Below are 10073 nucleotides of genomic sequence, written 5' to 3'. Positions count from 1 at the left end.
TGCGGCTGAATCTGGCAGATTTTTCAATACACAGAGTTCACACCACGGGACATAATCCGGGCTGGATCAACAGGCACAGTGCGACGTTTGATGGGCGCGATATTGTCGTGACCGGTGGCAAGATCGAACCCGGTTTCACCGACATGGACGGCGCATTCGTGTTGAACCTTGAAACGCTGGTCTGGCGGCGCATGAATTGAACGGTGAGCAAGTCGTCGCAAACGTGTTTCCGGTCAGAAACGACCGTTTTTGACAAGCCGAAAAGTTGGGAATTGGTGGGGTGAAACCCACCCTACTTGGCGCGTACCTTGACGTATTCGCCGGGCGCGTCGCAGAGGATCTCGGCGCCGCAGCTTTCCGCGCTACGGGCGGGGACCTTCTTGCCGCCGTGCGCCTTCAGCCACTTGCCCCAGTCGGTCCACCAGGACCCGGGGTGCTGCGTGGCGCCGGCGAACCAGGTGTCGGGGTCGAGGCCCTGCGCGTCCTCGTTGATCCAGTGGGCGTACTTGTTCTTGACCGGCGGGTTGGCGATGCCGGCGATGTGGCCGGAGCCTCCCAAGACGAAACGGGTCGGGCCGGCGAAGGCGCGCTTGCCCTCGAAGCAGGACTTCCACGGGGCGATGTGGTCTTCCTTGGTCGCCAGCAGGTAGGCGGGAGTCTTGATCTTGGTCACGTCGATAGGGGTGCCGTCGATTTCCAGCCCGCCCTCGATGAAAGCGTTGTCGCGGTAGAATTTCGACAGGTACTCGACGATCATCTTTGCGGGCATGCGGGTCGAATCGGAGTTCCAGTACAAGAGGTCGAAGGGCACGGGTTCCTTGCCCATCAGGTAGTTCTGCACGACGAAGGACCAGATCAGGTCGTTCTCGCGCATCATGTTGAACATCTCGGCCATTTCGCGGCCCTCAAGATAGCCGCGGCTGGAGACCTTCTTTTCGATGCCCCGGATCTGCTCGGCGTCGACGAAGACCGACATCTCGCCCACGTCCTTGAGGTCGATCATGGTGGCCAGCAGGGTGACGGCATTGATCCGGTCGTCGCCCTTGGCGGCCATCCAGGCGAGCGTGGTCGTGGACAGGATGCCGCCGATGCAGAAGCCCAGCAGGTTGATCCTGGGCTGCGCGCAGATCCTCTCGACCTCGTCGAGGGCGACCAGCACGCCCTCGCGCATGTAATCGGCGAAGGAGACATCCTTGAGCGAATCGTCGGGGTTGACCCAGGAGATGACGAAGAGGGTGTGACCCTGGTCGACGACCCACTTGATCAGGGAGTTCTCGGGTTTCAGGTCGAGCACGTAGTACTTGTTGATCCAGGGCGGCACGAACAGCATCGGGGTGGCGTGGACCTTGTCGGTGCTGGGCTCGTACATGATCAGTTCGAAGAGGCGATTGCGGAACACCACCTTGCCGGGGGTCGAGGCGACGTTCTTGCCCACCTCGAAGGCCTTTTCGTCGGTCATCGAGATTTTCAGCTGCCCCTCGCCGCGTTCGAGGTCGCCCAGCAGGTTGTTGAGGCCGGCCAGCAGGTTCTCGCCGCCGGAGTTGACGGTTTCCTTGAGCACCGCGGGGTTGGTGGCGATGAAATTGGCGGGCGAGATCGCGCTGACGAACTGGCGGGAAAGAAACTTGACCTTGCGCGCGGCGGCCGGGTCGAGATCGTCCTCGGCGGCGCCAACGAGGTTCTGGATGTAGTCGGAGGCCACCAGGTAGGACTGCTTGATGTAGTCGAAGGCGACGGTTTCCTCCCACTCCTCGCCGGCGAAGCGGCGGTCCGGTTTCCCGGCCTTGCCGCCGCCGGGCTCGACCCCGGCCATGCGCGCGGCGGTGTCGGTCCAGACGTCCATCATGCCCTTCCAGAGATCGACTTGCGCCTCGGCCACGGCCATCGGGTTGGTGGAGAGCTTGAGCGCGAGATCCTGGAAGGCGCGCAGGGCGCTCTGGTCGATCTCGGCGGTGCCGATCGCAGGGGTCATGGCCTGCTCGGCGAAGCGGTTCATCAGGGCAAGGCTTTTCTGCGAGGTCTCGGCCCAGCGCTCGGCGATGCGGCCGATGTCGGGGAGGGCGGGTGTCCGTTCCTGCGGCGTGTCGGTCATGGCGGCGTTTCCCTCTGGCGGCATCTATTGCTAGCACGATGCGGGGGCTTGTCGACAGCCATGCGTCCGCCGTAATCCGGATCTCCGCCGCTTGGGCGCAATTTCGCGTTGCGTTTCCCGCGTGGACGCGGGCATGATCATGAGGCTCTTGCCTGCCGGGCCGTGGCGGCACGCATGCGAGGGCGGTTTGCATTTCGAGATGCGCGATCCGTCGCGCAGCGCAAGGAAGAGGAACGAAGTTATAGCGTCCGGCTGCCAGAATCCGCCGTGTCCCTCCCGGCTGGTGCCGCGCAGGCGGCCTCTGCACGCTGACTTCGGTCGCTTGGCCGGTCCTCTCCTGCCACCCATCCACCAGGCCGTCCGGTTGCCGACCGGGCCGGTGTCACCACAACACACTCGGGAGAACTGAGATGACGAATGTCGTAATCGCGTCCGCGGGGCGCACCGCTGTCGGTAGCTTCGGCGGATCCTTCGCCAACACCCCGGCCCACGATCTTGGCGCCGCCATGCTGGAGGCCATCGTCGAGCGCGCGGGGATCGACAAGTCGGAAGTGAACGAAACGATCCTCGGCCAGGTCCTGACCGCGGCGCAGGGGCAGAACCCGGCGCGGCAGGCGCATATCAATGCGGGGCTTCCCAAGGAAAGCTCTGCCTGGGGGATCAACCAGGTCTGTGGCTCCGGCCTGCGCGCGGTGGCGCTGGGCGCGCAGCATATCCAGCTGGGCGATGCCGACATCGTGGCGGCCGGCGGCCAGGAGAACATGACGCTGAGCCCGCATGCCGCTCATTTGCGCGCCGGCCACAAGATGGGCGACGTGAGCTATATCGACACGATGATCCGCGACGGGCTGTGGGACGCGTTCAACGGCTATCATATGGGCCAGACCGCCGAGAACGTGGCCCAGCAATGGCAGATCGGGCGCGACCAGCAGGACGCCTTCGCGGTGGCCAGCCAGAACAAGGCCGAGGCCGCGCAGAAGGCCGGCAGGTTCGACGAGGAGATCATTCCGTTCACGGTGAAGACCCGCAAGGGCGACATCGTGGTCGACAAGGACGAGTATATCCGCCACGGAGCGACGATCGATGCGATGGCCAAGCTGCGCCCCGCCTTCGCCAAGGACGGCTCGGTCACGGCGGCGAACGCCTCGGGCTTGAACGACGGCGCGGCGGGTGTGATCCTGATGAGCGCCGAGAACGCCGAGAAGCGGGGCATCACGCCGCTGGCGCGCATCGCGTCCTACGCCACCGCCGGGCTGGACCCGTCGATCATGGGCGTCGGCCCGATCCATGCCAGCCGCAAGGCGCTGGAGAAGGCCGGCTGGAAGGTCGAGGACCTGGACCTGGTCGAGGCCAACGAGGCCTTCGCTGCCCAGGCCTGCGCGGTCAACAAGGACATGGGCTGGGATCCGGAGATCGTGAACGTCAATGGCGGCGCGATCGCCATCGGGCACCCGATCGGTGCCTCGGGTGCGCGTATCCTGAACACGCTTTTGCACGAGATGAAGCGGCGGGATGCCAAGAAGGGCCTTGCCACTCTGTGCATCGGCGGGGGCATGGGCGTCGCGATGTGCCTGGAACGTCCGTGATCCGGGCGGGCGGCTGGATCTGTCTGGCACCGGTGGTTGCCATGAGTCCCGCCGCCCCCCCTGCATTCGGGCAGAACGTGAAGCCGATCTCGACCAGCCTTGCCGAGTGCGCCGTGATCTATACCGAGATCGCGGGGCTTCGGCCGGCGAGGCGCCGCAGTCCCGAGAAGCAGGAGCTCATGTATGCCGGGGCGGAGCTTTTCGCCGAAGAGGCGGTCCGCCAAGCCTCGGCCGAGGGCATCGCCGATCCGGAGGCGCATGTCCGGGATCTGCGCGCCGATCTCGCCACGAAATGGTCGGGGCGGATGTCGAGTTTGCTCAAGCTGCGCGAGAATGTCGATTGGATCGAGTACTGCGCAGCGCTTGGCGAAGATCGCGGCCTTCTGCCGTTGGAGGACTAGGCGGATGACCGGAACGCTCTCTTTCGATCAGGTCGTCTTTTCGGGAGGGGGCACCCGGTGTTTCTGGCAGGGCGGGTTCATGAACGTGGTGCGAGACGCGCTCGGGCTTGACCCCGCGCGCATCACCGGGGTCAGCGGCGGCGCGCTTTCGGCGGCCTGCTTCATCGCGGATCGCGGGCGGGACCTGCTGCGGATCATGGCGCGGGCCTTTGCGCGGCAGGATCGCAACTTTGAATGGCACGCGGTCGCGGACGACGGCGCGGGACTGACGCCGCATCAGCGGATCTATCGCGAGGTCGTCGCCGAGACGTTGAACGAAGCGGCGGCACGCGTCGTGGCCGAAGGCGTGTCGTTCCAGGTTCTCATCGGCCATCCGCCGAAGGGCGGCAAGCTGTTGGCCACCGCCGCGACGCTGGCCTACGAGGCGGAACTGCACCTGGTCTCCAGCCCGCATTTCAACTGGGCAGAGAAGGTCGGCGTCACGTCGAGCCTGGTCGATGCGCGCGACGCGGCACGCGCCGGGCGGCTGGTCGACCTGGTCTGCGCCGCGGCGACCATTCCGCCGCTGTTCGACCTGGCCGAGTGGGACGGGCAGGCGGTCATCGATGGGGGCATGGTCGACCAGGCGCCGATGCCCGAACCGGACCGGGGACGCACGTTGGTCCTGCTGACCCGCGGCTACCGCAATATCCCCGACCACCCGGACCGCGTCTACCTTGCGCCGTCCGACGAAATACCCGCCGACAAGATCGACTTCACCGACCCGGAAAAGATCCGCGCCACCTGGGACAGGGGCGAGGTGGACGGGGCGGCGTTTCTGGAACAACATGGACTCAAACGAAAAGAATGGGAGGAATAGTGATATGGCACGCACAGCACTGGTCACCGGAGGCAGCCGCGGCATCGGCGAGGCGATATCCAAGGCGCTGAAAGCGGCAGGCTACAACGTCGCCGCGACCTATGCCGGGAACGACGAGAAGGCGAAGGCCTTCACCGAAGAGACCGGGATCAAGACCTACAAGTGGAACGTGGCGGATTATGACGCCTCGAAAGCCGGCATCGAGAAGGTCGAGAGCGAAGTCGGGCCGATCGACATCGTGGTGGCCAATGCCGGGATCACCCGCGACGCGCCGTTTCACCGGATGACGCCCGAGCAGTGGAAAGAGGTTATCGACACCAACCTCACCGGTGTCTTCAACACCGTGCACCCGGTCTGGCCTGGCATGCGCGAGCGCAAGTTCGGCCGGGTCATCGTGATTTCGTCGATCAACGGCCAGAAGGGCCAGTTCGCCCAGGTGAACTATGCCGCGACCAAGGCCGGCGATCTGGGGATCGTGAAGAGCCTGGCGCAGGAAGGCGCGCGGGCGGGGATCACGGCGAACGCGGTCTGCCCCGGCTATATCGCCACCGAGATGGTGATGGCGGTGCCCGAGAAGGTGCGCGAGAGCATCATCGCGCAGATCCCGGCCGGTCGGCTGGGAGAGCCGGAAGAGATCGCGCGCTGTGTGACCTTCCTCGCCTCGGATGACGCGGGCTTCATCAACGGCTCGACGATTTCGGCCAACGGCGCGCAGTTCTTCGTCTAAAGGACAAGACCGATGAGCAAAGATTTCCCCGATATCGATCCGATCGAGAGCCAGGAATGGCAGGACGCCGTTCTTGACGTGATCGAGCGCGACGGCCCGAACCGGGCGCATTACCTGCTGGACAAGGCGGTGCAGCAGGCCCGCGCGGCGGGCGCGAACCTGCCGTTCAGCGCCACCACGCCGTATCAGAACACGATCCCAGCCGATGACCTGCTGGAGATCCCCGGCGACGCCGAGATGGAGAAGCGGATCCGCAGGATCAACCGTTGGAACGCGATGGCGACGGTGGTTCGGCGCAACAAGGAATCGAGCGAATATGGCGGGCATATCGCGTCATTCGCGTCGTCGGCCTGCATGTACGATACCGGGCTGAACCACTTCTGGCGGGCCATGTCGACGATGCATGGCGGCGACCTTGTGTTCTTCCAGGGCCACGTGGTGCCGGGGATCTATGCGCGGTCGTTCATGGAGGGCCGGTTCACCCAGGAGCAGATGGAGAACTTCCGCTCGGAGGTCGGCGGCGGCGGGCTGTCTTCCTATCCGCACCCCTGGCTGATGCCGGAATACTGGCAGTTCCCGACGGTCAGCATGGGTCTGGGGCCGCTGATGGCGATCTACCAGGCGCGGTTCATGAAATACATGCACAACCGCGGCCTGATCGACATGGCCGACCGCAAGGTCTGGTGCTTCCTCGGCGACGGCGAGATGGACGAGCCGGAAAGCCGCGGCGCCATCGATCTGGCGGTGCGCGAGGGGCTGGACAATCTGATCTTCGTCATCAACTGCAACCTGCAGCGGCTGGACGGGCCGGTGCGCGGCAATTCCAAGATCGTGCAGGAGCTGGAGGGCGACTTCCGCGGCGCCGGCTGGAACGTGATCAAGCTCTTGTGGGGCAAGGGCTGGGACGAGCTGTTGGAGAAGGACACCTCGGGCAAGCTGCGCCAGCTGATGGACGAGACCGTGGATGGCGACTACCAGACCTTCAAATCCAAGGATGGCGCCTATATCCGCAAGCATTTCTTTGGCAAATACCCCGAGACCGCGGCGCTGGTCGAAGACTGGAGCGACGAGCAGATCTGGGCCCTGCGCCGGGGCGGGCATGATCCGCAGAAGGTCTATACCGCCTTCAAACGCGCCAGCGACACCAAGGGCACCCCGACCTGTCTTCTGGTCAAGACCGTCAAGGGCTATGGCATGGGTTCGGCCGGCGAAGGCCAGAACACCACCCACCAGCAGAAGAAGATGGCCGAGGACCAGCTGCGCGATTTCCGTGACCGCTTCAAGATCCCGGTCAGCGACGAGGACCTGCCCAAGGCGCCCTTTGTCAAGCTGAACAAGGCCCAGCAGGCCTATCTGGCCGACCGCCGCAAGGCGCTGGGCGGCGACTTCCCGAAACGCTTCAGCGACGCGCCCAAACTGGAGATCCCGCCGCTGGAGAAATTCGAGGCCCAGCTGAAAGGCACCGGCGAGCGCGAGATTTCCACCACCATGGCCTTCGTGCGCATCCTGACCACGCTGTTGCGCGACAAGAATGTCGGCAAGAACGTGGTGCCGATCGTGCCCGACGAAAGCCGCACCTTCGGCATGGAGGGGCTGTTCCGCTCGGTGGGGATCTACAACCCCGAGGGGCAGAAATACACCCCCGAAGACGCCGACCAGATGATGTACTACAAGGAGACCACCAACGGCCAGGTGCTTCAGGAAGGCATCAACGAGGCCGGCGCCATGGCCGACTGGATCGCCGCCGCCACCGCCTATTCGAACCACGGCGTGCCGATGATCCCCTTCTTCATCTACTATTCGATGTTCGGCTTCCAGCGCATCGGCGATCTGGCCTGGGCCGCCGGCGACAGCCGGGCGCGCGGCTTCATGCTGGGCGGCACCGCCGGGCGCACCACGCTCAACGGCGAAGGCCTGCAGCATGAGGACGGTCACAGCCATATCCTGGCCGGCACCATCCCCAACTGCATCACCTATGATCCGACCTTCCAGCATGAGGTGGCGGTGATCGTGCACCACGGGTTGCAGCGCATGTATGTCGATCAGGAGGACGTCTATTTCTATCTCACCCTGATGAACGAGAACTACGCCCATCCCGACATGCCGATGGGTGTGGAAGACGAGATCATCAAGGGGCTGTATCGCTTCAAGGAGGTCAAGAAACCGGGCAAGAAGCACGTCACGCTGATGGGCTCGGGCACCATTCTGGTGCAGGCGCTGAAGGCGGCAGAAATGCTGGAAGAAGACTTTGGCGTCACCGCCGAGATCTGGTCGGCGCCCAGCTTCAACGAACTGGCGCGCGACTGCCAGGACGTGGCGCGCTGGAACCGCCTCAATCCGCTGCAGGAACCGAAAACCTCTTTCGTGACCGAACAGCTGAGCAAGGCCAAGGGCCCGATCATCGCCGCCACCGACTACATGAAGAACTATGCCGAGCAGATCCGCTCCTGCGTGCCGGGCCGCTACACGGTGCTGGGCACCGACGGCTTCGGCCGCTCGGACAGCCGCGAGAACCTGCGCCGCTTCTTCGAGGTCGACGCCAACCACATCGCCGCGGCGGCCATGGTGGATCTCTATCGCGACGGCAGCATCACCAAGAAAGTGCTGGAAACGGCGCTTGCCAAATATGACATCGACGGCGCCAAGCCGAACCCGCGCCTGGTGTGATCGGGACCGGACGCCTGCCGCATGGGATGCAAACCCGGTTTGCCGGTGTGGCGGGCGCCCTTCAAGAATGAGGAGATCAAGTTATGACCATTGAAGTAAATGTTCCCGATATCGGCGATTTTTCCGATGTGCCGGTGGTGACCATCCTGGTTCAGCCGGGCGATGTGATCGCGGTTGAAGATCCGATCGTCGAACTGGAAAGCGACAAGGCAACCATGGAAGTGCCCTCTTCCGTTGCCGGCAAAGTTGTCGAGATCAAGGTGGCCGAAGGCGACCTGGTCTCCGAGGGCTCCCTCCTGCTGCTTGTCGAGGGAGAGGCAGCGGCAGAGGCGCCCGCCACAGGCGCCCCTGCCGCTGCTGCAGCAGCCCCCGCCGCGCCTGCGGCAACCCCGGCCCCGGCGGCCGCGGCCGCCCCGGCGGTCACCGATGCCGGCTTCGGCAAGGCCCATGCCTCGCCGTCGGTACGCGCCTTTGCCCGCCAGCTCGACATCGACCTGGCATCGGTCAACGGCTCGGGCCGCAAGGGCCGCATCCTGCGCGAAGACGTCACCGCATATCTGAAATCCTCGACCGCGGCGGCCCCGGCGGCCGGCGGCGCGGCGCAGGGCGGCATGGGCATCCCGCCGATCCCGGTGGTGGACTTCTCGAAATTCGGCCCCGTCGAAGATGTGGAAATGCCGCGCATCAAGAAGATCTCGGGCCCGGCGCTGCACCGCTCGTGGCTCAATGTGCCGCATGTGACGCACAACGACGAAGCCGACATCACCGAGCTCGACAAATACCGCAAGGAAATGGACACGATGGCCAAGGAAAACGGCTATCGCGTGACCCTGCTGAGCTTTGTCATCAAGGCCTCTGTCTCGGCGCTGAAAGAACATTGGGAAGTCAACTCGTCGATCCACCCCGATGGCGACAAGCTGATCAAGAAGGACTATTACAACATCGGCTTTGCGGCCGACACGCCGAACGGTCTCGTGGTGCCGGTGATCAAGGACGCCGACCGCAAGGGCCTCGTCGAGATCTCCAAGGACCTGATGGAACTGTCGGGCAAGGCCCGCGCCGGCGAGCTGAAGGGCCCGGACATGTCCGGCGCCACCTTCACCATCTCCAGCCTCGGCGGCATCGGCGGCACCTCGTTCACCCCGATCGTCAACGCGCCGGAAGTGGCCATCCTGGGTCTCACCCGCTCGAAAATCGCCCCGGTCTGGAACGGCGAGGAATTCGTGCCGCGCCTGATGCAGCCGCTGTCGCTGTCCTATGATCACCGCGCCATCGACGGGGCCCTGGCGGCACGGTTCACCGTGACCCTCAAGACCCTGCTCGGCGACATGCGCAAGCTGATGTGGTAAGGAGGAAGACCCATGGAAATCAAAGTCCCTGATATCGGTGATTTCTCCGATGTGCCCGTGGTCACGGTCCTGGTTTCGGTCGGCGACAGCGTCGCCGTCGAGGATCCGCTGATCGAGATCGAAAGCGACAAGGCGACGATGGAGGTTCCCTCCCCCGCTGCCGGCGTGGTCAAGGAAATCAAGCTGGCCGAGGGCGACAGCGTCTCCGAAGGCTCGCTGATCCTGATCCTCGATGGCGCCGGCGCCGAAGCGGCCCCGAAAGCCGCCGCCGAAGCCCCTGCTGCTCCGGCAGCGCCGCAGGCCGTGGCCGCCACCGGCACCGCCACCGGCGCCGGTGATATCCACGCCGATGTGGTGGTGCTGGGCTCCGGCCCGGGCGGCTATACCGCCGC

Annotated in this window: 9 protein-coding genes; 8 read left to right on the top strand and 1 reads right to left on the bottom strand. The window is 64.7% G+C overall.

Translation table 11 applies throughout. The features are described 5' to 3' along the window. On the top strand, window positions 1-200 hold a 200-nt coding region (locus ABZD10_RS09925; RefSeq protein WP_372886207.1), incomplete at its 5' end, for a hypothetical protein. Window positions 201-292: 92 nt separating this feature from the next. Here the strand turns inward: ABZD10_RS09925 and phaC are convergent. Continuing rightward, the gene (gene phaC / locus ABZD10_RS09920; RefSeq protein WP_372886206.1) at window positions 293-2092 is read right to left on the bottom strand and encodes a class I poly(R)-hydroxyalkanoic acid synthase; all 1800 of its coding nucleotides are present in this window, start codon (window positions 2090-2092) and stop codon (window positions 293-295) included. Between the two features lie 410 nt (window positions 2093-2502). On the opposite strand from phaC, the gene ABZD10_RS09915 reads away from it, so the two are divergent. From ABZD10_RS09915 to ABZD10_RS09885, 7 genes are all read left to right on the top strand, one after another. Then, window positions 2503-3678, top strand: coding sequence for an acetyl-CoA C-acetyltransferase (locus ABZD10_RS09915; protein WP_372886204.1), 1176 nt, complete (start codon window positions 2503-2505; stop codon window positions 3676-3678). Continuing rightward, on the top strand, window positions 3675-4079 hold the full coding sequence (locus ABZD10_RS09910; RefSeq protein WP_372886202.1) for a hypothetical protein: 405 nt from the start codon (window positions 3675-3677) through the stop codon (window positions 4077-4079). The genes ABZD10_RS09915 and ABZD10_RS09910 overlap by 4 nt, the downstream gene beginning before the upstream one ends. A gap of 4 nt (window positions 4080-4083) precedes the next feature. Continuing rightward, complete coding sequence (locus tag ABZD10_RS09905) at window positions 4084-4938, top strand: patatin-like phospholipase family protein (RefSeq protein ID WP_372886201.1); 855 nt, start codon at window positions 4084-4086, stop codon at window positions 4936-4938. 4 nt (window positions 4939-4942) lie between these two features. Beyond that, window positions 4943-5665, top strand: coding sequence for an acetoacetyl-CoA reductase (gene phbB / locus ABZD10_RS09900; protein ID WP_372886200.1), 723 nt, complete (start codon window positions 4943-4945; stop codon window positions 5663-5665). A 12-nt stretch (window positions 5666-5677) separates the two neighbouring features. Next, on the top strand, window positions 5678-8332 hold the full coding sequence (gene aceE, locus ABZD10_RS09895; protein WP_372886199.1) for a pyruvate dehydrogenase (acetyl-transferring), homodimeric type: 2655 nt from the start codon (window positions 5678-5680) through the stop codon (window positions 8330-8332). An 83-nt stretch (window positions 8333-8415) separates the two neighbouring features. Further along, entirely contained in the window at window positions 8416-9681 is a 1266-nt protein-coding gene (locus tag ABZD10_RS09890; RefSeq protein WP_372886197.1) for a 2-oxo acid dehydrogenase subunit E2, read from the top strand. A 12-nt stretch (window positions 9682-9693) separates the two neighbouring features. Continuing rightward, window positions 9694-10073, top strand: a 380-nt coding sequence (locus tag ABZD10_RS09885) for a biotin/lipoyl-containing protein (RefSeq protein WP_372886196.1), incomplete at its 3' end; no start/stop codon positions are given.

Source organism: Shimia sp., assembly GCF_041624275.1.
In the GTDB taxonomy this organism is placed as follows: Bacteria; Pseudomonadota; Alphaproteobacteria; order Rhodobacterales; family Rhodobacteraceae; genus Shimia.
This window is presented reverse-complemented; position numbering and strand designations above follow the sequence as displayed.